We start from the raw sequence: 20,422 nt of genomic DNA on the forward strand, positions 1-20,422 counted from the left end.
GCGCCGATTTGAAAGGAATTTCGCGCGATTGATCCTACTGCAGCCACGGCGCCGGATCGATGGGCCGTTCTTGGCGGCGCAGTTCGAAATAGGCTTCGCCGTCCTCGCCGGTGCGGCCCAGGGTCTGGCCGTCGGCCACGCGCTGGCCGGTCTCGACTTCCAGACGGTCAAGCCCCGCGATCACGGCGCGCCAGCCGGGGCCCAGGTCCAGGATCACCACCTCGCCCCACTCCTTGAGCGGCCCGGCATAGGCGACACGGCCCGCCGCAGGGGCGCCGACCGCTTCATGGCTGGAGCGCCAGCTCCAACCGGCCGAGCGGCCGCCGAAGCGTTGCGAGGGCGTCCCCGCGATAGGGGGCGTCAGGCGACTACGGCCTGCAGGCAGGCGGGCGGCGGGCGCCTCTTCGGGCGCCTCGGCCACCTGCGGCGTCTGCCCGCCCAGTTCGCGGATACGGGCTTCCAGCGCCTTGGTCGCGCGCTCGGCCCGCGCGGCCTCGGCCCTCAGCACCGAGCGCAGGGCGGTTTTGCGCGCCGTCAGACCCTCGATTTCGGCGCGCCGGTCGTTCTGGGCGCTCTCGACGGTGAACAGGCGCTCGCTGGACAGGGCGGCGAGACGACGGATGCGGCCGATCTCGGCCTGGCGCTCCACCAGGGTCTCGGCGCGTTTCTGCAGGTCGGGCGTGATGGCGCGGATCAGGATGGAGGCGCGCACCGTATCCACGGCCTGATCGGCCGGGATCAGCAGAGGCGGCGGCGGCTTGCGGCTCATCATCTGCAGGGCGGACAGCAGCCGACCCTGAGCCGCGCGTTCACGCGACAGGGCGGCGACCAGGGCGGCCTCGCGCTCGGCCAGTTCCTTCAGCCGGGCGCGCTGAGCCTCCAACTGCACATCGTCCTCGGCCTCGGCCCGGCGCAGTTCGCGCAACTGTCGATCCAGATCGACGATCTCCTCGGCGGCGGCCGCGGCCTCGGCGCGCAGACGGCGGGCGCGGGCGGTCTCGTCGCGATACTCGGCCTGAAGCCGGGTCAGCTCGGCGTTCGGCGGAACCGCGCGCTGGCTGGCCGCAGGCCCGGCGAGGGCCAGCAGCAGGCTGGAAGAGGTCAGAAGAAGAACGGCCCCGCGTCGCATCAGTCGCGATGATAGGGCGAACCGGCCAGAATGGTCACGGCCCGATAGATTTGCTCGGCCAGCATGGCGCGGGCTAGGGCGTGGGGCCAGGTCTGCGGCCCGAAGGCGAGAGTCGAACGGGCGGCGCGGCGCACGCTCTCGTCCAGACCGTCTGCCCCGCCGATGACGAAGACCAGACGCCGCTCGCCCTGATCGCGCAGGGCGGCCACATGGTCGGCGAAGGCGCGCGAGGAATAGGTCCGCCCCCGTTCGTCACAGGCGATCAGATGCGCGCCCTCGGCGGCGGCCAGCAGCAGTTCAGCCTCGGGCGCCTTGCCGGGCTTCTTCGGCTCAAGGTCGATAAGTTCGAGCGGGCCCAGACCCAGCGCCCGCCCCGACAGGGTGGCGCGCCGGGCGTAGTCGTCGGCCAGAGCCGCCTCGGGACCGCGGCCCGGCTTGCCGATGGCCGCGATCGCCAGCTTCATGAGGTCAGCCCGTTTTCAGAAAAAGATCAGCCGCGGACGGGGCCGCCGCGGTGGGCGCTGTCGACCGCCCAGATCTTCTCGATGTTGTAGAAGGTGCGCACTTCGGGGCGGAACAGGTGGACGATGACATCGCCCGCATCCAGCAGCACCCAGTCGCAGTGCGGCAGGCCCTCGACCTTCACCTTGCCCAGCCCCTGCTCCTTGAACAGGCGCAGAAGGTGATCGGCGATGGCGCCGACGTGGCGATGCGAACGTCCCGACGCGACGATCATGGCGTCGGTCATGGGGCTCTTGCCGCGCAGGTCGATCAGGACGATGTCCTGAGCCTTGTCGTCGTCGAGTTTGGCGAGAATGGCCTGTTCCAGCTCGGTCGCGCCGACCGGCAGGGGCTGGCGCTCGCCGCTACTGGGGCCGTCCTCGGCCTGACCGTCTTCGGAATGGACGGAATCCATCAGGTCCATTTCGTGCGCCGCGTTCGAAACGGCGTCTTGCGCATCGTGCGCGGTCGAGGGGGTCAGCGGAGGGCTCCAAGGCGATTTACTAAAAGCCCAGTCTAGCACGCCCGGCGCGAAAGGTCACCCGGCTGGCGGCGACTCTTCGCCCCGCGCGGTTCGCGCAGCCCGGATCGCGGTCGAGGAGCGATGATTCAGCGGCGCCGACAGATAGGTCCAGGCGGGCGCCTCAAGACTGGGCAGCAGCCCGGCCTGGGCCATCGGCACGCGATAGCGGGCGAAACGCACCGCGGCCGGCGCCGTGCGGCTGTCCAGTAGACTGCCGGGCCGGGCGATCACCGCCACGGGCATCAGCCGCATGATGTCGGTCCAACCGCGCCAGCGATGGAAGTCCGCCAGATTGTCAGACCCCATCAGCCAGACGAACTGAACCCGCGGATGGCGCGCGACGATGGCGCGCAGGGTGTCGACGGTCCAGCGCGTGCCGGCTCTGGTCTCGAAATCCGACACGATCATCGCCGGGCCGACCGTCGCGGCCGCCGCCTGCGCCGAGGCCATCCGCTCGGCCAGGGGGGCGGTCTCATGGGCGGACTTCAGCGGGTTCTGCGGCGAGACCAGCCAGACCACCCGGTCCAGCCCCAGTCGTTGCATGGCCGTGGCCGCCACATGGGCGTGGCCGTCGTGGGCCGGATTGAACGAGCCGCCGAACAGGCCGACCTTCATCCCCGGCGCCAGATCCAGCGCGTCGCGCAGGGCGCCTCGGCGAAGACCGGAGCCTTTCGGCGCAGGACCGGCGTGGAAGAAGGACAAGGGCGTCGTCTCTTGCGGCGGCGGCGAACAGATGAGCGCGGCCGGAACGCCTTATGCTCACCTGCGCCCTAACACGGCCGAACGCGCCTGTCTCGCTCCGCGAACGGACTGAGCGGTGCAAGGGCGATTTGGCCTCGCCCTAGAATTCCTTCCAGCTCGATCCCGGATCGCGCTCGCCCGGCTGGGCCAGTTGCTGGCCCCAGGTCAGCATCATGAAGGCCTTGTGGCTGCGGATCTTGTACTGGCCGATCATCGGGGTGACGGCGCCCAGCGGCATGCCCGTGCGCGCGTCGTAGAGGAAGCCGGAAAACTCGGCCACGCCCATGCGATCGCGGTTGGAATAGATCGACAGTTCCGGCAGGGAGACGACGTTCAGGCTCTCATTGATCGGCACCCGCATGTCGGGAATCCCGACCACGCGGCGCAATTGGTCCAGCGACAGGGCGCCGGCGCGCACCTCGAAGATGGCGTCCGCTTCGCCGCGCTCGCGCACGATGGCGTAGCCAGCTTCCGACAGAGCGGCGCGGATGGCGCTCAGCGCATAGCGGGCGTTCTCAGCCTGGAAATAGGTCTCGTCGACGAAGACGCGCGCGCCCTGCGGGATCGGCAGTGTCAGGCCCTCGACCGCGCGGTCGGCCGCCCGGTTGACCAGCAGCATATCGGTGGCCGTCCGCGCCGGATTGGTCTCGGTCACCATGGCGCAGGCGCCCAGACTCAAGACCGCCAGCCCGAGGATCAGCCGCGCCGAAACGCTCACCAGGCGCCCACGTTCGGCATGGAGGCCCAAGGCTCGGCCGGAGCCAGACGCTCGCCCGCCTGCAGCAGTTCGATGGAAATGCCGTCCGGCGAGCGGACAAAGGCCATATGGCCGTCGCGCGGCGGGCGGTTAATGATGACGCCGCCGTCCATTAGCCGCTGGCAGGCGGCGTAGATGTCGTCGACCTGAAAGGCCAGGTGACCGAAGTTGCGGCCGCCATCGTAATCCTGATCGTCCCAGTTGTAGGTCAGTTCGACCTCGGGCGATTTCTCGGCCTCGGCGCGGGCCTTGTCGGCCGGCGCGGCCAGATAGACTAGGGTGAAGCGCCCGGCCTCATAATCGGCGCGGCGCGTCTCTTCCAGACCCAGCAGGTCGCGGTAGAAACGCATCGAGGCGTCCAGATCCTTCACCCGGACCATGGTGTGCAGAAAGCGCATCGCCAGGCCTCAATGCGCCTCGGGCGGGCGGGCCGCCGGGTCGAGGTATTCGTTCTCCGGCTGCGGGTGCGCCGACAGCACGAAGCGGCGGTCGCAATAGCCGCACTCGATGAAGTCGTCCTCGCCCATGTCCATGTAGACGAGCGGGTGGCCCAGGGCCCCGCCGCCGCCGTCGCAGGCGACGCGCTTGGTCGAGACCACGATCTCTTCGGGGGGAGGAATGACGGCTTCGAGATGGCGGGGAGGCATGATCCGGTCCGGTCTGGAAAGGCTTTGCGCCGTTCCTAGGCGGACCGGACCGTCAGGTCAAACGTCCGAAGCGGCGGGCTTGCGGCCCATCACCCGATCGAACAGGGCCTTGCGCTTCTTGAACAGGGTCAGGCCCAGGCAGCCCGCGCCGACCCACAGGCCGATCTCGCCGATGACAGCAGCGACGGCGGCGATGATCGCCGCCTGCGTCATAGGCAGATAGTCCAGCTTCCCCGCCAGCAGAGCGAGAGTGAAACCAGCGTAGCCGACGACGCAGAACCCCATGGCGATGAAGCCGATCAGGCGGGTGCGGGTCATGGCTTTATGGGGAGCGATGGCGGTGGTCATGGCGTGTCCTCATCCAAGGGAAGTTGTCTTTATGACAAGCAAGCTAGACACCCTTACGCGTGCCGTCAAGCAACTTTTACATATCGTCTCGCAGCCTTGTCTTCGCATCGCAACGACGCCTTGGCGAACGGCGCCGCGCCCCCTACCTATGCGGTCCGCTCATCACTGCCCGAGTTGAAGTCCCCGCCATGACCCAAGCCCCCGCCCTGCCCGTCAACGCCATCGAGGTCAGGGGGCTGAAAAAGACCTACAAGGGCTCGCGCAAGTCGCCGCCGAAGACGGCCCTGCGCGGGGTCGACCTGACGGTGCCGCGCGGCTCCATGTTCGGCCTGCTGGGACCGAACGGCGCAGGCAAGTCGACCCTGATCAACATCATCGCCGGGGTGGTGAACAAGTCCGAGGGCACGGTCCGCATCTGGGATCGCGACATCGACCATGAGGCGCGCGACGCCCGCTCGGCCCTGGGCGTGGTGCCGCAGGAGATCGTCGCCGACGTCTTCTTCACTCCGCGCGAGGCGCTGGAAGTTCAAGCCGGTTTCTATGGCGTGCCGGCGAACGAGCGCCGCTCGGATGAACTGTTGGCGGCGCTGGGCCTGTCGGACAAGGCCAACGCCTATGTCCGCGCCCTGTCCGGCGGCATGAAGCGGCGCCTGATGGTGGCCAAGGCCCTGGTGCACAATCCGCCGGTCCTGATCCTGGACGAGCCGACAGCGGGCGTGGACGTCGAGCTGCGCCGCCAGCTGTGGGACTATGTCCGCAAGATCAACGAGGAGGGGGTGACGGTGATCCTGACCACCCACTACCTCGAAGAGGCGCAGGAGTTGTGCGACACCATCGCCATCATCAACCGGGGCGAGGTCGTGGCCTGCGAGCCGACGCAGCAGCTCTTGAAGCGGCTGGACACCCGCAACGTCGTGGTGACGCCCGAAACAGCGCCCGACGCCCTGCCCGCCCTGAACGGCTTCGCCGTCGCCCCGCGCGCCAACGGGGCCTTCGTCGTCACCTATCGCACGGGCGAATCCAGCGTCGAACAGGTGCTGGCGGCCGTCCGCGCAGCGGGCGTGACCATCAAGGACATCGCCACCGAGGACCCGGATCTGGAAGACGTCTTCCTGGCCATGACCTACGGCGACACGAGCCGTCCGGATCCGACGCAGGACTGAGGCGCGGGCGTCGCCGCCCTGTCGCCGCCCTGCCCTCAGGCGACCATCACCGTGCCCAGCAGAAGTTTGGCTCCCGGTTTGCCGAGGATCGAGCCCGTCGCGTGTTGCAAGGCGACAACCAGCCATTCGACATCCGGCGGCGCGTCCGGCAGCAACCGCTCTGCGGCGATGCGGACCACCTCATTATAGACGGCGCTGAGACGCGGCTGGGACAGGCGCGCCCGCTCCATCAGGGCGCCGTCGGCGATGTCGAGCCCTGTCTCGACCGTCATGACCCCGCGCCGCCCGTCGCGGCGCAGAACGGTCGCCGTGGCCGTGGGCAGGGACAGATAGCCGCCCTTGCCGCCCCGACTCTTCTCAGGCGAAGCGTGGGCGACGCCCGCCCATACGAGGCCGCTCAGAGTCAGGCCGATCAGTTGACGTCTGTCCATGACGCCACCCTAGACGCGCTCCCTTTCCCGGACGTTGACGCCTAGCCCCCGGCATGGCGGGGGCGTATGCGAAGGAGCATGAGCATCGACCTGTCCCTCTATCGCCCCAACGTCGGGGTCGTCCTGTTCAACCCGGCCGGCCAGGTCTGGTTCGGCCGCCGCGCCGACACGCCCGAGCCGTGGAACTGGCAGTTCCCGCAAGGCGGCGTCGATGACGGCGAGGACCTGGAAGCCGCCGCCCGCCGTGAACTGCACGAGGAGACGGGCGTGCGATCCATCGCTCTTCTGGGCCGCACGACCGAGTGGATTCCCTATGACTTCCCGCAAGGGCTGCCGAGCCCGAAAAGTTGGAGGGGCTGGAAAGGCCAGCGGCAGCAGTGGTTCGCCTTCCGCCTGACCGGCGCCGACGACGAGATCGACCTGAACGCCTACGGGGAGCCCGAATTCGACGCCTGGCGCTGGGGGAGGCTGGAAGAGGCGCCAAGCCTGATCGTGCCGTTCAAACGCCCGATCTATGAGCAGGTGGTGCGGGCGTTCGGAGAGTGGGCCTCCTGACGCTCCCTTCCCCCTCGATGGGGAGGGCTTGAGATACGAACAAAACAAAAGGCCCCCCGCTAGAGCGAGAGGCCTTTGATCGTTTCAGCCGCGCGAACCTTAGTTCGCGGTCAGTTCCGAAGCCTCTTCGGCCAGGATGGTCAGGCCTTCGCCGTTGACGTCGGCGAAACCGCCCTTGACCTCGAAGCGGCGGCGCTGGGCGCCGTCATAGACGGTCACCACGCCTTCGCGCAGGGTGGTCATGAAGGGCGCGTGGCCCGGCAGGACGCCGAAGTCGCCCTCGACGCCCGGCGCATCGACCTGATCGACCGAACCGGCGAAGACTTCGCGTTCCGGGGCGACGAGGGAGAAGTTCAGCTTACCGGCCATGACTTAGGCTTCCGCAGCCATCTTGGCGGCCTTCTCAACGGCCTCTTCGATGGCGCCGACCATGTAGAAGGCGGCTTCCGGCAGGTGGTCGTATTCGCCGTCGCAGATCGCCTTGAACGAGCGGATGGTGTCGGCCAGTTCGACGAACTTGCCCGGCGAGCCGGTGAACTGCTCGGCCACGAAGAAGGGCTGCGACAGGAAGCGGCTGATCTTACGGGCGCGCGACACGACCAGCTTGTCGTCTTCCGACAGCTCGTCCATGCCCAGGATGGCGATGATGTCCTTCAGCGCCTTGTACTGCTGCAGGATTTCCTGAACGCGACGGGCGACGGTGTAGTGCTCCTCGCCGATCACCAGCGGGTCCATGATCCGCGAGGTGGAGTCCAGCGGGTCCACGGCCGGGAAGATGGCCTGGGCGGCGATGTCGCGGTTCAGAACCGTCGTCGCGTCCAAGTGGGCGAACGAGGCGGCGGGCGCCGGGTCGGTCAGGTCGTCGGCCGGGACGTAGATGGCCTGGATCGAGGTGATCGAGCCCTTCTTGGTCGAGGTGATGCGCTCCTGCAGGTTGCCCATCTCGGTGGCCAGCGTCGGCTGATAGCCCACGGCCGACGGGATGCGGCCCAGCAGAGCCGACATTTCCGAACCGGCTTGCGTGAAGCGGAAGATGTTGTCGATGAACAGCAGGACGTCCTTGCCCTCTTCATCGCGGAAGTATTCGGCCTGGGCCAGACCGGTCAGGGCCACGCGGGCGCGGGCGCCGGGGGGCTCGTTCATCTGGCCGTAGACCAGGGCGCACTTGGAGCCTTCGCCGCCGCCGGCGACGTTCACGTTCGACTCGATCATCTCGTGATACAGGTCGTTGCCTTCGCGGGTGCGTTCGCCCACGCCGGCCAGAACCGAATAACCGCCGTACGCCTTGGCGATGTTGTTGATCAGCTCCTGCATGGTCACGGTCTTGCCGACGCCGGCGCCGCCGAACAGGCCGGTCTTGCCGCCCTTGGTGTAGGGGCAGATCAGGTCGATCACCTTAATGCCCGTGACCAGGATTTCCGACGAAGTCGACTGCTCTTCGAACGAAGGCGCCTCGCGGTGGATCGGGCGGAACTCGGTGGTCTTGATCGGACCGGCTTCGTCGATCGGCTGGCCGACGACGTTCATGATGCGGCCGAGCGTGCCGGGGCCGACCGGGGCCATGATCGACTTGCCGGTGTCGACGACGGCCTGGCCGCGCGTCAGACCTTCGGTCGTGTCCATGGCGATGGTGCGGACCATGTTCTCACCCAGGTGCTGGGCGACTTCCAGGACCAGGGTGAAGGGCTCGCCCGTCTTCTGGTCGACGTTCTGGGTTTCCAGAGCGTTGAGGATGCCAGGCAGGGCGCCGGTGAACTCAACGTCGACGACGGCGCCGATGACCTGGGCGATCTTGCCCTGGCCCGCGACAGCGACGGGAGCGGCGGCCGGAGCGGCCTTCTTGGCGGCCGGCTTCTTGGCGGCGGGTTTCTTGGGGGCGGTGGTGTCGGTCATCGGGGTTTATCCGTGTCGAATGTCGGCTGTGTCGGGATCAGAGCGCTTCAGCGCCGGCGATGATCTCGATCAGCTCGGTGGTGATCTGGGCCTGGCGGGAACGGTTGTACTGCAGCGTCAAGGCGCTGATGAGGTCGCCGGCGTTGCGCGTGGCGTTGTCCATCGCAGCCATCTGGGCGCCGAAGAAGCCGGCCTGGTTTTCCAGAAGGGCGGCCAGGATCTGCGTCGTCAGGTTGCGCGGCAGCAGGGTCTCGAGGATGTCCTCTTCCGACGGCTCGTATTCATAGAGCGCGCCGGCGTCGGCCGAGGCGTCGGCGTCGACTTCGGCCGGGGCCAGCTGACGCGACGACGGGACCTGAGAGATCACCGACTTGAACTGGCTGTAGAAGAGGGTGACCTTGTCGGCCTCGTCCGCCTCGAACTTTTCAGCCAGCAGTTCGGCGATCGGCTGGGCCGAATGCAGACCCACCGTCTTGTGCTCGCTCAACTCGAAAGTCTTGACGACCCGGTCGCCGAACAGGCGGGTCAGCTGGTCGCGCGACTTGCGGCCGACGGCGACAATCTCGACCGTCTTGCCGTTGGCGATCAGGCTGTTGATGTGATCGCGCGCAGCGCGGATGACGTTGGTCGAGAACCCGCCCGCCAGACCCTTGTCGGCCGTGGCGACGACGACCAGGTGCTTCTGGTCGGCGCCGGTTCCGGTCATCAGGCGCGGGCCGTCGTCGCCGACGCCCGCCGCCAGGTTGGCGATGACCGAGGCCATCCGCGACGCATAGGGGCGGGCGTTCTCCGCCTGCTCCTGGGCGCGCTTCAGCTTGGCCGCGGCGACCATCTGCATGGCTTTCGTGATCTTCTGCGTCGCTTTGACGCTTCCGATCCGATCGCGCATTTCCTTGAGGCTAGCCATCCGGCTCTGCTCTTCCTTTGACTACAGGGCCGAACGATCAGGCGAAGGTTTTGGCGAAGGCCGCCAGGATGTCCTTCAGCTCGGCTTCCAGCTCGGGCGTCAGGGCCTTCTTGGTGCGGATGCCTTCCAGCAGCGAGGCGTGGCTGGCGTGAACGCGGGCCAGAAGTTCGCTCTCGAAGCGGCCGACGTCCGAAACAGCGATGCCGTCCAGATAGCCGCGCGTGCCGGCGTAGATCGACACGACCTGCTCTTCGACGGCCAGCGGCGAATACTGCGGCTGCTTCAGCAGCTCGGTCAGGCGGGCGCCGCGCGCCAGCAGGCGCTGGGTCGAGACGTCGAGGTCCGAACCGAACTTTGCGAAGGCGGCCATTTCACGATACTGGGCCAGCTCGCCCTTAATCGAACCGGCGACCTGCTTCATGGCCTTGATCTGAGCCGAGGAGCCGACGCGCGACACCGAGATGCCGACGTTCACGGCCGGACGGATGCCCTGATAGAACAGGTCCGATTCCAGGAAGATCTGGCCGTCGGTGATCGAAATCACGTTGGTCGGGATGTAGGCCGACACGTCGTTGGCCTGGGTTTCGATGATCGGCAGGGCGGTCAGCGAGCCCGAACCGTAGTCCTCGTTCAGCTTGGCCGAACGCTCCAGCAGGCGGGAGTGCAGGTAGAAGACGTCGCCCGGATAGGCTTCACGGCCCGGCGGACGGCGCAGCAGCAGCGACATCTGGCGGTAGGCCACGGCCTGCTTGGACAGGTCGTCATAGATGATCAGGCCGTGCATGCCGTTGTCGCGGAAATACTCGCCCATGGCGGTGCCGGCGAACGGGGCCAGGAACTGCAGCGGGGCCGGTTCCGACGCCGTGGCGGCCACGACGATGGTGTATTCCAGCGCGCCCGACTCTTCGAGGGTCTTGACGATCTGGGCCACGGTCGAACGCTTTTGGCCGATGGCGACGTAGATGCAGTACAGCTTGGCCGACTCGTCGTCCGACTTGTTGACCGTCTTCTGGTTCAGGATGGTGTCGATGGCGACGGCGGTCTTGCCGACCTGACGGTCGCCGATGATCAGCTCGCGCTGGCCGCGGCCGACGGGGATCAGGGTGTCGATCGCCTTCATGCCCGTCTGCATCGGTTCGTGAACCGACTTGCGCGGGATGATGCCGGGGGCCTTCACGTCGACGCGGCGACGCTCGGTGAACTGGATCGGGCCCTTGCCGTCGATCGGCTCGCCCAGCGGGTTGACGACGCGGCCCAGCAGGCCCTTGCCGACCGGCACGTCCACGATTTCGCCCAGGCGGCGCACGTCGTCGCCCTCGGCGATGGCGGCGTCCGCGCCGAAGATCACGGCGCCGACATTGTCGCGCTCCAGGTTCAGGGCCATGCCCTTCACGCCGGCCTTGGTGAACTCGACCATTTCACCTGCCTGGACGTTGTCCAGGCCGTGGATGCGCGCGATGCCGTCGCCGACCGACAGCACCTGGCCGACGTCGGAAACGTCGGCTTCCACGCCGAAGTTGGCGATCTGCGACTTGAGGATGGCCGAGATTTCGGCGGCGCGGATATCCATGATTGGCTCTTTCGGCTTTCGTCTTCGGTGCGGGCCCGCTGGCCCGGCTTAAACTGGAATTCGGGGCTTAGGCGCGCTTCAGCGCAAAGGTCATCTGGTCGAGCTTGGTCTTCAGCGAGGCGTCGAACAGCTTCGAGCCCACCTTGACCTTGAGGCCGCCCAGGATCGACGGATCGACGCGGGCGGTCAGTTCGGGGTCGCGGCCCAGGGCGGCGCGCAGCTCGCTCTGGATCTTCTTGGTCTGGGCGGCGCTCAGGGCCATGGCCGAGACCACCTCGGCGGCCACCACGCCCGTCTTCTTGGCGTACAGCGCTTCGAAGGCGGCGATCACGCCCGGCAGATCCGCCGCGCGGCCGTTCTGACCCAGCAGACCCAGGAAGTTGCGCGTCGTGGCCGTGAACTGCGCCTTGTCGGCGATGGCCGCCAGACCCTTGGCCTGATCATCCGAAGAGATCAGCGGCGAGGTCGCCAGACGGCGCAGGTCGGCGCTGTCGATCCAGGCCGCCTTGAGCGAAGCCAGATCGGCGCGCACGGCGTCCAGCGCCCCCGTCTCATCCGCCAGGTCGAACAGCGCCTGTGCATACCGTCCGCCGACTTCCGTCGTCCTGAAATCGTCCGCCACTTATATTGGTCCGCGTCTGAAGCGATTGTCGCAAGACCGGCCGCAGTCGCCTGCGCCAGCCAAGGGCCTGATATGCTTTAAGAAAGCACGCTGGGGACGCATCTTTCGATACGCCCTTCGCTAAAGCCGCGCGGCTGATACCATGCAAGGCCGCAAGCCGCAACCAAGGGGCGCGGAACGATAACGCCGCACCCGCGCTCTCTTTGGTCGAAGATGAACCGGTCTAGCTGGAACCGCCAACCGAGCCTGCGACGATGACGACGCTTCAGATCGCTTGATGCGTACTCACGCTCCCGTTACCGGAAAAGTCTTAACCTCCATCAGGAACCCCGATGCTTGAGAGCATAACCCCGCTGTTGACCGATCCTGCCGCCTGGGCGGCCCTTGTGACCCTGGTGGTCATGGAGGTGGTGCTGGGGATCGACAACCTGATCTTCATTTCGATCCTGTCGAACAAACTGCCGCCCGAGCACCGCCAGCGCACGCGGCGCATCGGCATCGGCCTGGCCCTGATCATGCGCCTGGGCCTGCTGGCCACCATCGGCTGGATCGTCGGCCTGACCACGCCCGTGTTCGACCTGGGCTTCCACGGCGAGACCTTCGACACCTCCTTCTCCTGGCGCGACCTTATCCTGATCGCAGGCGGTCTCTTCCTGCTGTGGAAGGCCACCAAGGAGATCCACCACGCCGTCGACACCACCCCGTCGAACGACATGCTGGAGAAGAACAAGAAGGACGTCGTCATCAACAACGTCGGCGCAGCCATCTTCCAGATCATCATTCTGGACCTGGTCTTCTCGGTCGACTCCATCCTGACGGCCGTGGGCATGACCGAGCACGTGCCGATCATGATGGTGGCCGTCATCGCCGCCGTGACCGTGATGCTGCTAGCGGCCGATCCTCTGGCCGACTTCATCGACAAGAACCCGACCGTGGTCATGTTGGCCCTGGGCTTCCTGCTGATGATCGGCGCGGTGCTGATCGCCGACGGCTTCGGCGTCCATGTGCCCAAGGGCTATATCTATGCGGCCATGGCCTTCTCGGCCCTGGTCGAGGGTCTGAACATGTGGTCGCGCAACGCCAAGATCAGAAAGACTCAGGCCGAGGAGGCCGCCAGAGCCGCCCTCAACAAGGCTGAATCCGCCGAGCCCGGCGTCTAAACGTGCGTATCGGGCCGGTCCTGGCGATGCTTCTGCTGGCGCTTCCCGCGTCCGCGGCGGCGCAGTCGCCGGGGCCGGCCCCCGCATCTCCCTCCGCTCAGCCCGCGCCCACGCCGGTTCCGGTCTACGGCCATGAGGTGGTGCGGACCCTCCCTCACGACCCGACCGCCTTCACCCAGGGCCTGGTCATCCGCGACGGCGTGCTGATCGAGAGCACCGGCCGCAACCCGTCCAGCGTCCGCCGCGTGCGGCTGGAGGACGGCGTCGTGCTTCAGAGTCACGAACTCGATCCCGAGTATTTCGGCGAGGGCCTGACCGAGAAGGACGGCCGCGTCTTCTCACTCTCATGGGTCAACGGAGTCGGCTTCATCTGGGATGCGGACGACCTGAAGCCCGTCTCCCGCTTCGCCTATGCGGGGGAAGGCTGGGGGCTGACCCACGACGGCACGCGGCTAATCCTGTCGGACGGATCGGCGACCCTGCGCTTTCTCGACTTCGACACCCAGGCCGAGACGGGGCGTATCGCCGTCACTCTGAACGGCCGCCCGCTGCGCAAGCTCAACGAGCTGGAATGGATCGACGGCGAGGTCTGGGCGAACGTCTGGCAGACCGACTACATCGTCCGCATCGACCCGGCGTCCGGGCGGGTGGTCGGCGCCATCGACCTGACCGGTCTGCTGCCGAGAGACCAGATCAAGGACCCGCTCGACGACGTGCTGAACGGCATCGCCTGGGACGCGCAGAACCGCCGTCTGTTCGTTACCGGAAAGAACTGGCCCAGCCTGTTCGAGATCAGGCTGACCGGGCCGAGGTAGGGCGGCCCTCTTCCGCTCATCCCGGCGGACGCCGGGATCCAGTCCTTTGGCTGCAAACGACCGCGCCTGAGGCTCTCACTGGGCCCCGGCGTCCGCCGGGGTGAGCGGATTAAAAGAGCGCGCTCAAGCAGCGAGCCGCCGCGCGGCGAGCGATAGCGCCCCTTAAAAAGAGCACCCTACAAAAAGCTATAAGGATCCACGTCCACCGTCAGCCTGACGGCCCCCGGAACCTTCACCCGCGCCAGCCAGGCGCGCAGGAAGGCCTGCAGGTTCACATCTCGATCGGCCCGCACCAGCAGCCGCTTCCTGCGCCGCCCGCGCACCAGGGCCAGGGGCGCGTCGGCGGGGCCATAGACCTCCAGCCGTTCAGCGTTGGGGATGGCCTCGGCCAGGTCGCGAGCGACCTTCTCGACCGCCATGGCGTTCTCGCTGGACAGGATCAGCGCCGCCAGACGGCCGTGCGGCGGCAGGGAGGCGGCCTCACGCTCGGCCATCTCGGCTTCAACGAAGGCGTCACGGTCGCCCGCCGCCAGCGCCTGAAGCACCGGATGCTCGGGCGTCCAGGTCTGCAGCAGGGCGCGGCCCGGCCGATCCGCCCGCCCCGCCCGCCCCGTGGCCTGGGCCAGCAGTTGATAGGTGCGCTCGGCCGCGCGCAGGTCGCCGCCGCGAAGCCCTAAGTCCGCATCGACCACCCCGACCAACGTCAGGCGCGGGAAGTTGTGGCCTTTCGCCGCAGCCTGGGTGGCGACCAGAATGTCGATCTCGCCGTCGGCCATGCTCTGTATCAGGGCGCGGGCCGACTTGCCGTCCGGCACCGTGTCCGAGCTGAAGACGGCCGTGCGCGCCTGAGGGAAGAGCTGACGCACCTCCTCCTCGACACGCTCGACCCCCGGCCCGACGGGCACCAGGGAATCCTCGGCCCCGCATGACGGGCATGCCTTGGGCTTGGGCATGGAGAAGCCGGTCAAATGGCAGACCAGCCGCCCGGTGTAGCGATGCTCGACCAGCCAGGAATCCGTGTCCGGCGCCGTCAGCCGATGCCCGCAGGCGCGGCACAGCACCACCGGCGCATAGCCGCGCCGATTGAGGAACAGCAGGCTCTGTTCGCCCCGCGCCAGGGTCTCGCCGATGGCCTCGCGTAAAGGTGCGGACAGCCAGGTCTGCGGATCGGGCGGGCATTCGCGCAGGTCGATCAGGCCGATCTCCGGCAGGACCGCCGCCCCGTGCCGCGCCGCCAGCTTCAGCCAGCGATAGCGGCCTTGATGAGCGTTCCACAGCGTCTCCAGCGACGGGGTGGCCGAGGCCAGCACCACCGTCGCCCCCTCGATCCGCGCCCGCGCCACGGCCAGGTCGCGGCCGTGATAGACCAGCCCCTCTTCCTGCTTGAAAGAGCCGTCGTGCTCCTCGTCCACCACCACCAACCGCAGGTTGGCGTAGGGCAGGAACAGGGCCGAGCGGGCGCCGACGACGATGTTGCAGCGCCCGGCGATCACCGCCTCCCACGCCTGTCGACGGCGCGGCGGGGCGACGCCGGAATGCCATTCCGCCGGGGCGACGCCGAAGCGGGCGGTGATGCGCTCGATCACCGCCTGGGTCAGGGCGATCTCGGGCAGCAGGATCAGCACCTGCGCCGTCGGATCGGCCCGCAGCGCCTGCGCCGACGCCTCCAGATAGGCTTCCGTCTTGCCCGAGCCCGTCACCCCGTCCAGCAGGAAGGGGGCGAAGCCGCCCGCCGCTACGGCCTCGGCGATGGCCGCTGCCGAAGCCGCCTGATCGGGGTTCAGGGTCGCGGGCGCATAGTCGGGGTCGGGCGGGTCGAAGGCGGCGACGGCCTCGACCTCGAACGCCTCCAGCACGCCTTCATCGACCAGCCCCTTGACCACGCCGGACGAGACGCCCGCCGCCCGCGCCAGATCGGGGCCGGGCATGGATCGCGCGCCCAGAGCCTCCAGCACCGCCGTGCGCGCGGCGGTGGGACGTGCCGGACTGCGCCCCTCGACGCGCCGCACCCGCCGCTCGGGCCGGGGCCGGCGCGCGCGCAGCCCCTTCAGCGCCGTCGCCGCCATCTCGCCGGGCGGGCTGAGCGTCCAACGCGCCGCCCATTCGACGAAGTCCAGCGTGCGTTCCGGCAGGCGCGGATCGTCCAGCACCTGCTCGACCGCCTTCAGCCGCCGATTGGAGCCGGTCGTCTCGAACACCTCGGCCACCACGCCCCGGATCAGGCGCGGGCCCAGAGGCACGGCGACCTGATCGCCGCGCGCGACCGACAGCGCCTCGGGGACTTCGTAGTCGAAGGCTTCCGGCACCGGCAGGGGTATGAGGACGGAGGCGACTTTCACCTGTGCTCCCGAAGGGGTAGAACCCCGGACATGAAACTCTTCCTCGACACCGCCGACGTCGCCGTCATCAAGGACCTGCTGCCCACCGGGATGGTGGACGGCGTCACCACCAATCCTAGCCTGATCGCCAAGTCGGGTCGCAACATCGCCGAGGTCATCGCTGAAATCTGCGCCCTGGTCGAGGGGCCGATCTCGGCCGAGGCCGTGGCCACCGATTTCGAGACCATGGTCAAGGAGGGCGACAAGCTGGCCTCCATCGCCCCCAACGTCGTGGTCAAGCTGCCGCTGACGTGGGACGGGCTGCGCGCCACCCGCGCCTTCGCCGACAAGGGGATCAAGACCAACGTCACCCTGTGCTTCTCAGCGGCCCAGGCCATGCTGGCGGCCAAGGCGGGCGCGACCTTCATCTCGCCCTTCGTCGGTCGTCTGGACGATGTCGGCGCCGATGGCGTGGGCCTGCTGGAAGACATCCGCACCCTGTACGACATCCACGACTTCAGCACCGAAATCCTGGCCGCCTCGGTGCGTAATGCGGACCATGTGACCGCCGCTGCGCTGGCCGGCGCCGACGCCTCGACCATCCCGGCTGACGTTTTCAAGGCCCTGGTCAAGCACCCGTTAACCGACAAAGGGTTGGATGCGTTTCTGGCGGACTGGGGCAAGACCGGTCAGTCCATTTTGTAATTTTTGACCCGATGAGAGGTCCCGCTTGAGCACTTCCCTGGACCTCTCTGCCGACCCGGCGGCCAATCCTTCCCTATCTGGCCTGCACTGGCCGCAGGTGCGCGCCTGGCTGGAAGATCACGCCGAACACCTGCTTGACGACCGGGCCCTGCTGGAAGAGCTGGGCCTGACCGCCAGCGGCCGCAACGTCGTCGACTTCGGCCGCGCCGCCCTGGCGCGGCTGGAGGCCGTGGCCCAGCGCGAGGCGGGCGCGCGCAAGCTGATCGAAGAGATCGCCCGCGCCAATTTCGCCGCCCAGACCCAGACCCACGTCGCCGCCCTCGACCTGATGGAGGCCCAGACCCACGCCGAACTGGCGCGGCAACTGGACGCCGTGGCGCAGGGCCGGTTCGGTCTGGCGGGCGCCGCCGTGGCGATCGAGAAGCCGGGCGCCGTCCCCTTCGGCTGGAAGGCGCTGGAGCCGGGCCGCGTCGACGCCCTGCTGGGCGAGGACGGCCTGCACTGGCTCGGCCCCAACTTCACCGGCCTTGGCCTGTTCGGACCGGCCGAGGGCGAAGTCGCCTCGGTCGCCCTGGTGCGGATGAGCCTGAACGCCCCCGGCGATGAGGCGCCGCGCGCGGCCCTGTGCGCCTTCGGCTCGAGCGAGGACGACGGCTTCACCCCCGCCATGGGCTGTGAACTGGTGGCCTTTGTCGCCCGCGTCGTCGAACGCATGGCCGAGCGATGGCCGCTGGAAGCCTGACCTCGCAGGACGCTCTGGCCGCCTGGCTGGAGCATCTGGCCCATGAGCGACGCCTTTCGTCGCGCACGCTGGAGGCCTATGGCCACATCGGGCGGCTGTACCTGGTCTTTCTGGAGCGCCATCGCGGCGGGCCGCAGAGCGCGGCTGATCTTGGCTCGGTCACGGCGGCCGAGGCGCGCGCCCATCTGGCCGAGCGCCGCAGCGGGGATCGCCCGCTGAACGCCCGCTCGCTCAGCCAGACGCTGGCCGCCATCCGGGGCTTTCATGCCTTTCTCGACCGGCGCCTGGGCGTGGCGACGCCGCAGCTGGCCCTGGTGCGCGGGCCGAAGGTCAAGCCGTCCCTGCCCCGCCCGGTCACTGAGGATCAGGCCAAGGGCCTGCTGCACGAACCCGAGGCTGATCCCGACATGGAGCCGTGGGAGGCCGCGCGCGACCGCGCCGTCCTGACCCTGCTCTACGGCTGCGGTCTGCGGATTTCCGAGGCCCTGTCGCTGAAGCGGTCTGACGCCCCCCTGCCCGACAGCCTTCGCATCACCGGCAAGGGCGACAAGACGCGGATGGTCCCCGTCCTGCCGCAGGTGCGCGAGGCGACGGACGCCTATCTGGCGCTGCAGCCCTTCGTCATCGACGCCGATCAGGCCCTGTTCCGCGCACGGCGCGGCGGTCCCTTGAGCGCCCGCCATGTGCAGGCGACGGTGCAGCGGCTGCGCGGACGGCTGGGCCTGCCCGCCTCGGCCACGCCCCATGCGCTGAGGCACAGCTTCGCCACCCATCTGCTGGGGGCGGGCGCCGACCTGCGTTCGATTCAGGAACTGCTCGGCCACGCCAGCCTGTCGACGACGCAGAAATACACCCAGGTCGACGCCGCCCGCCTGCTGGCGGCCTACGCCCAAGCCCACCCGCGCGGGTGACCGTCTGAAGGCGGACTGTTCAGCGCTTCGAAAAGGCGCCAGTTTCCTCCTTGGGGATCGATCGTGGAACGGGAGTTCACCCGCGTGCGCAGACCGATTCTCGTTCCCAAGTCTGATCGCCTCACGTCCAGCCGTCGAGCGGCCCTGACCCTGCTGGCCCAGACCTTGCTAGCCCAGACCTTGCTAGCCCAGACCGGGCTTCTGCTGGCCGCGCCCGCCTGGCCGCAGGAGGCGGCGGGTCCGCCGCCGCCCGACGCCGAGGCGCGTCTGCTGACGAACCTTCTGACGCGCATCGGGGTCGAGGTCGATCTGAACGGGCGCAAGGCGCTGTTCGTCATCGACACGGGCGCGGAACGCAGCGCGGTCTCCGACCGGCTGGCGCAAGCGCTGGACCTTTCCCCCGGCCCGCCCGTCCTGGTGCACGGCATCACCGCCGCCCAGATGACGCCGACCGTACGCCTGCCGCATCTAGCCTTTTCCGGGCGGCGTTTCGCCGACCTTGTCCTGCCGGTCTTTCCCTCTGGGCTGCTGGGCGCCGACGGCCTTCTGGGACTGGACGTGCTGTCGCGCTTTCGGCTGACGCTGGACCTGCGGCGGCGGCGCGTCATGCTGGCGGCCTCGGGCGCGGACGTCGTGCGGCGCGGCCTGTCCTTCGGCGGGCGGGCCAGCCGCTTGGGCCAGGACATCACCGATGTCCGCTCGGGACGTTTCAGCCAGTTGATCCTGACTCAGGTCGCCGCTGACGGCGTTCCGTCCGTCGCCTTCATCGACAGCGGCGCCCAGTATTCGATCGGCAATCGCGCGCTCATGCGGGCGCTGGATTCGCGGCTGGGACGGGGCGAGCGCCCCTTGTTGCGCGTCTATGGCGTGATCGGCCAATCCTTGCTGGTGCGGTCCGGCGAAGTGGCTGATCTAAGGCTGGCGCGGCGCGATCTGGGGCCGACGCCCCTGCTGTTCGGCGATCTTCACGCCTTTCGTATCCTGAATCTGATCGAACGCCCCGCCCTGTTGCTGGGCGCAGACATCCTGACCCGGTTCAGCCAGGTGACGCTGGATTATGGGCGCGGGGCCGTGACCCTGGGCGGCCTGGTGCGGCGGCCCGCCGCCGTTCCCGGCCTCAGATCGCCCTGACCGCTCCGCCGTCCACCCGGATCAGCGAGCCGGTCACATAGCCCGCCAGCGGGCTGGCCAGCAAGGCGGCGACGGCGCCGAACTCTTCAGTTGTGCCGATGCGTCCGGCCGGGATGGTCTTGACCGATTCCGCGCGGGCCTCGTCTGGTTCGACGCCGGTGGCGGCGGCGCGGGCGGCGTCCAGCCGCTCAATCCGCGGCGTGTCGATCCTGCCCGGCAGCAGGGTGTTGACCGTCACCCCATTGGCCGCGACCTCGCCCGCCAGCGTCTTGGCCCAAGCCGCCACGGAAGCGCGCAGGGTGTTGGACACGCCCAGCGTCCCGATCGGCTCGATCACGCTGGTCGAGGCGACGTTCAGCACCCGGCCCCAGCCCATCGACCGCATCCCCGGCATCACCCGATCGGTCAGACGGAAGACCGACAGCACCATGGCCTCGAACTGCTCGCGCCACAGCGCCGGGTCCAGCCCCGCCACGCCCGACGGCGGCGGCCCGCCGGTGTTGTTCAGCAGGATCTGGATCGGCCCGCCCAGTCCTTCCTCGGCGACGTCCACCGCCTTGAGCAGGGCGTCGTGATCGGCCAGATCGGCGGGGGCGATGATCGCCCGGCCCGGCCCCATGGCGTTCAGGTCATCGGCCACGGCCTGCAGCTTGACCGCATCGCGCGACAGGAGCGCCACATGCGCGCCCTCGGCCACAAGGGCCGTCGCCACCGCGCGGCCAAGTCCGCTGGAGCCGCCGCAGATCAGGGCGCGCTTGCCGGTGAGTTGAAGGTCCATGCTGTTTCCCCTGCTTCAAGAAGCTTTGGCCGCTGACATGGGCGCAGGCGCGGCCGATTGCGAGGCCCGTCGACC

General features: G+C 68.4%; 24 protein-coding genes. 8 read left to right on the forward strand and 16 right to left on the reverse strand.

Annotated features, from left to right (window positions below):
- Positions 1–34: 34 nt before the first annotated feature.
- The 8 genes from H556_RS0114485 to H556_RS0114520 all read right to left on the reverse strand — a co-directional run bounded on the left by H556_RS0114485 (position 35) and on the right by H556_RS0114520 (position 4,646).
- Positions 35–1,129, reverse strand: coding sequence for a murein hydrolase activator EnvC family protein (locus H556_RS0114485; protein ID WP_024355131.1), 1,095 nt, complete (start codon positions 1,127–1,129; stop codon positions 35–37).
- The gene (gene rlmH, locus H556_RS0114490) at positions 1,129–1,593 is read right to left on the reverse strand and encodes a 23S rRNA (pseudouridine(1915)-N(3))-methyltransferase RlmH (protein WP_003167484.1); all 465 of its coding nucleotides are present in this window, start codon (positions 1,591–1,593) and stop codon (positions 1,129–1,131) included. Before rlmH ends, H556_RS0114485 begins: the two co-directional genes overlap by 1 nt.
- A 26-nt stretch (positions 1,594–1,619) precedes the next feature.
- Positions 1,620–2,054: a ribosome silencing factor gene (rsfS, locus tag H556_RS0114495; RefSeq protein ID WP_024355132.1), complete on the reverse strand. Its 435-nt coding sequence runs from the start codon at positions 2,052–2,054 to the stop codon at positions 1,620–1,622.
- 114 nt (positions 2,055–2,168) lie between these two features.
- A complete protein-coding gene (locus H556_RS0114500) occupies positions 2,169–2,855 on the reverse strand; it encodes a nicotinate-nucleotide adenylyltransferase (RefSeq protein ID WP_035303173.1) in 687 nt (228 codons plus the stop codon).
- A gap of 139 nt (positions 2,856–2,994) precedes the next feature.
- The gene (locus H556_RS0114505) at positions 2,995–3,612 is read right to left on the reverse strand and encodes a DUF6655 family protein (protein ID WP_024355134.1); all 618 of its coding nucleotides are present in this window, start codon (positions 3,610–3,612) and stop codon (positions 2,995–2,997) included.
- Positions 3,609–4,049, reverse strand: a complete 441-nt coding sequence (locus tag H556_RS0114510; RefSeq protein WP_024355135.1) for a VOC family protein — start codon at positions 4,047–4,049, stop codon at positions 3,609–3,611. Before H556_RS0114510 ends, H556_RS0114505 begins: the two co-directional genes overlap by 4 nt.
- 9 nt (positions 4,050–4,058) lie before the next feature.
- The gene (locus tag H556_RS0114515) at positions 4,059–4,298 is read right to left on the reverse strand and encodes a zinc-finger domain-containing protein (protein ID WP_024355136.1); all 240 of its coding nucleotides are present in this window, start codon (positions 4,296–4,298) and stop codon (positions 4,059–4,061) included.
- A gap of 57 nt (positions 4,299–4,355) precedes the next feature.
- Entirely contained in the window at positions 4,356–4,646 is a 291-nt protein-coding gene (locus tag H556_RS0114520) for a hypothetical protein (protein WP_024355137.1), read from the reverse strand.
- Between the two features lie 188 nt (positions 4,647–4,834).
- Here H556_RS0114520 and H556_RS0114525 point away from each other — a divergent pair, with 188 nt between their 5' ends.
- The gene (locus H556_RS0114525; RefSeq protein ID WP_024355138.1) at positions 4,835–5,809 is read left to right on the forward strand and encodes an ABC transporter ATP-binding protein; all 975 of its coding nucleotides are present in this window, start codon (positions 4,835–4,837) and stop codon (positions 5,807–5,809) included.
- Between the two features lie 35 nt (positions 5,810–5,844).
- On the opposite strand, the gene H556_RS0114530 is transcribed toward H556_RS0114525, so the two are convergent.
- Positions 5,845–6,240, reverse strand: coding sequence for a hypothetical protein (locus H556_RS0114530; RefSeq protein ID WP_024355139.1), 396 nt, complete (start codon positions 6,238–6,240; stop codon positions 5,845–5,847).
- A 78-nt stretch (positions 6,241–6,318) separates the two neighbouring features.
- Here H556_RS0114530 and H556_RS0114535 point away from each other — a divergent pair, with 78 nt between their 5' ends.
- Positions 6,319–6,795, forward strand: coding sequence for an RNA pyrophosphohydrolase (locus H556_RS0114535; RefSeq protein WP_024355140.1), 477 nt, complete (start codon positions 6,319–6,321; stop codon positions 6,793–6,795).
- Positions 6,796–6,894: 99 nt separating this feature from the next.
- On the opposite strand, the gene H556_RS0114540 is transcribed toward H556_RS0114535, so the two are convergent.
- From H556_RS0114540 to H556_RS0114560, 5 genes are all read right to left on the reverse strand, one after another.
- Positions 6,895–7,164, reverse strand: a complete 270-nt coding sequence (locus H556_RS0114540; protein WP_003167474.1) for an ATP synthase F1 subunit epsilon — start codon at positions 7,162–7,164, stop codon at positions 6,895–6,897.
- 3 nt (positions 7,165–7,167) lie between these two features.
- The gene (gene atpD / locus H556_RS0114545) at positions 7,168–8,688 is read right to left on the reverse strand and encodes a F0F1 ATP synthase subunit beta (RefSeq protein WP_024355141.1); all 1,521 of its coding nucleotides are present in this window, start codon (positions 8,686–8,688) and stop codon (positions 7,168–7,170) included.
- A 37-nt stretch (positions 8,689–8,725) separates the two neighbouring features.
- Positions 8,726–9,595: a F0F1 ATP synthase subunit gamma gene (locus tag H556_RS0114550; protein WP_024355142.1), complete on the reverse strand. Its 870-nt coding sequence runs from the start codon at positions 9,593–9,595 to the stop codon at positions 8,726–8,728.
- Between the two features lie 37 nt (positions 9,596–9,632).
- Complete coding sequence (gene atpA / locus H556_RS0114555; RefSeq protein WP_024355143.1) at positions 9,633–11,165, reverse strand: F0F1 ATP synthase subunit alpha; 1,533 nt, start codon at positions 11,163–11,165, stop codon at positions 9,633–9,635.
- 67 nt (positions 11,166–11,232) lie between these two features.
- On the reverse strand, positions 11,233–11,787 hold the full coding sequence (locus H556_RS0114560; protein WP_024355144.1) for a F0F1 ATP synthase subunit delta: 555 nt from the start codon (positions 11,785–11,787) through the stop codon (positions 11,233–11,235).
- A gap of 332 nt (positions 11,788–12,119) precedes the next feature.
- Here H556_RS0114560 and H556_RS0114565 point away from each other — a divergent pair, with 332 nt between their 5' ends.
- Together H556_RS0114565 and H556_RS0114570 are read left to right on the forward strand one after the other, a co-directional pair.
- On the forward strand, positions 12,120–12,947 hold the full coding sequence (locus H556_RS0114565) for a TerC family protein (RefSeq protein ID WP_024355145.1): 828 nt from the start codon (positions 12,120–12,122) through the stop codon (positions 12,945–12,947).
- A gap of 26 nt (positions 12,948–12,973) precedes the next feature.
- Positions 12,974–13,762 (forward strand): glutaminyl-peptide cyclotransferase, encoded by a 789-nt coding sequence (locus H556_RS0114570; RefSeq protein ID WP_024355146.1) that lies wholly within the window; start codon positions 12,974–12,976, stop codon positions 13,760–13,762.
- 176 nt (positions 13,763–13,938) lie between these two features.
- Here the strand turns inward: H556_RS0114570 and H556_RS0114575 are convergent, their stop codons facing one another.
- Positions 13,939–16,101, reverse strand: a complete 2,163-nt coding sequence (locus H556_RS0114575; RefSeq protein ID WP_024355147.1) for a primosomal protein N' — start codon at positions 16,099–16,101, stop codon at positions 13,939–13,941.
- Positions 16,102–16,131: 30 nt separating this feature from the next.
- Between H556_RS0114575 and fsa the strand changes: the two genes are divergently transcribed.
- From fsa to H556_RS0114595, 4 genes are all read left to right on the forward strand, one after another.
- A complete protein-coding gene (gene fsa, locus H556_RS0114580; RefSeq protein WP_003166309.1) occupies positions 16,132–16,785 on the forward strand; it encodes a fructose-6-phosphate aldolase in 654 nt (217 codons plus the stop codon).
- A gap of 25 nt (positions 16,786–16,810) precedes the next feature.
- Positions 16,811–17,527 (forward strand): DUF484 family protein, encoded by a 717-nt coding sequence (locus H556_RS0114585; RefSeq protein WP_024355148.1) that lies wholly within the window; start codon positions 16,811–16,813, stop codon positions 17,525–17,527.
- The gene (locus tag H556_RS0114590; protein WP_024355149.1) at positions 17,509–18,438 is read left to right on the forward strand and encodes a tyrosine recombinase XerC; all 930 of its coding nucleotides are present in this window, start codon (positions 17,509–17,511) and stop codon (positions 18,436–18,438) included. Before H556_RS0114585 ends, H556_RS0114590 begins: the two co-directional genes overlap by 19 nt.
- Positions 18,439–18,522: 84 nt before the next feature.
- On the forward strand, positions 18,523–19,569 hold the full coding sequence (locus H556_RS0114595; RefSeq protein WP_162140918.1) for a pepsin/retropepsin-like aspartic protease family protein: 1,047 nt from the start codon (positions 18,523–18,525) through the stop codon (positions 19,567–19,569).
- Here the strand turns inward: H556_RS0114595 and H556_RS0114600 are convergent.
- Positions 19,556–20,347 carry an SDR family oxidoreductase gene (locus H556_RS0114600; RefSeq protein ID WP_024355151.1) on the reverse strand — a complete coding sequence of 264 codons (792 nt, stop codon included), beginning with the start codon at positions 20,345–20,347 and terminating at the stop codon, positions 19,556–19,558. The genes H556_RS0114595 and H556_RS0114600 overlap by 14 nt on opposite strands.
- Between the last annotated feature and the right edge of the window lie 75 nt (positions 20,348–20,422).

The organism is Brevundimonas naejangsanensis DSM 23858 (assembly GCF_000421705.1).
Classification (GTDB): domain Bacteria; phylum Pseudomonadota; class Alphaproteobacteria; order Caulobacterales; family Caulobacteraceae; genus Brevundimonas; species Brevundimonas naejangsanensis.

Excerpts from the sequence above, each read along its gene's own strand:
- H556_RS0114485 (WP_024355131.1), bottom strand. The coding sequence starts at position 1,129 with ATGCGACGCGGGGCCGTTCTTCTTCTGACCTCTTCCAGCCTGCTGCTG.
- rlmH (WP_003167484.1), bottom strand. The coding sequence starts at position 1,593 with ATGAAGCTGGCGATCGCGGCCATCGGCAAGCCGGGCCGCGGTCCCGAG.
- rsfS (WP_024355132.1), bottom strand. The coding sequence starts at position 2,054 with ATGGACCTGATGGATTCCGTCCATTCCGAAGACGGTCAGGCCGAGGAC.
- H556_RS0114510 (WP_024355135.1), bottom strand. The coding sequence starts at position 4,049 with ATGCGCTTTCTGCACACCATGGTCCGGGTGAAGGATCTGGACGCCTCG.
- H556_RS0114515 (WP_024355136.1), bottom strand. The coding sequence starts at position 4,298 with ATGCCTCCCCGCCATCTCGAAGCCGTCATTCCTCCCCCCGAAGAGATC.
- H556_RS0114520 (WP_024355137.1), bottom strand. The coding sequence starts at position 4,646 with ATGACCACCGCCATCGCTCCCCATAAAGCCATGACCCGCACCCGCCTG.
- H556_RS0114525 (WP_024355138.1), top strand. The coding sequence starts at position 4,835 with ATGACCCAAGCCCCCGCCCTGCCCGTCAACGCCATCGAGGTCAGGGGG.
- H556_RS0114530 (WP_024355139.1), bottom strand. The coding sequence starts at position 6,240 with ATGGACAGACGTCAACTGATCGGCCTGACTCTGAGCGGCCTCGTATGG.
- H556_RS0114535 (WP_024355140.1), top strand. The coding sequence starts at position 6,319 with ATGAGCATCGACCTGTCCCTCTATCGCCCCAACGTCGGGGTCGTCCTG.
- H556_RS0114540 (WP_003167474.1), bottom strand. The coding sequence starts at position 7,164 with ATGGCCGGTAAGCTGAACTTCTCCCTCGTCGCCCCGGAACGCGAAGTC.
- atpD (WP_024355141.1), bottom strand. The coding sequence starts at position 8,688 with ATGACCGACACCACCGCCCCCAAGAAACCCGCCGCCAAGAAGCCGGCC.
- H556_RS0114550 (WP_024355142.1), bottom strand. The coding sequence starts at position 9,595 with ATGGCTAGCCTCAAGGAAATGCGCGATCGGATCGGAAGCGTCAAAGCG.
- atpA (WP_024355143.1), bottom strand. The coding sequence starts at position 11,165 with ATGGATATCCGCGCCGCCGAAATCTCGGCCATCCTCAAGTCGCAGATC.
- H556_RS0114565 (WP_024355145.1), top strand. The coding sequence starts at position 12,120 with ATGCTTGAGAGCATAACCCCGCTGTTGACCGATCCTGCCGCCTGGGCG.
- H556_RS0114570 (WP_024355146.1), top strand. The coding sequence starts at position 12,974 with ATGCTTCTGCTGGCGCTTCCCGCGTCCGCGGCGGCGCAGTCGCCGGGG.
- fsa (WP_003166309.1), top strand. The coding sequence starts at position 16,132 with ATGAAACTCTTCCTCGACACCGCCGACGTCGCCGTCATCAAGGACCTG.
- H556_RS0114590 (WP_024355149.1), top strand. The coding sequence starts at position 17,509 with ATGGCCGCTGGAAGCCTGACCTCGCAGGACGCTCTGGCCGCCTGGCTG.
- H556_RS0114600 (WP_024355151.1), bottom strand. The coding sequence starts at position 20,347 with ATGGACCTTCAACTCACCGGCAAGCGCGCCCTGATCTGCGGCGGCTCC.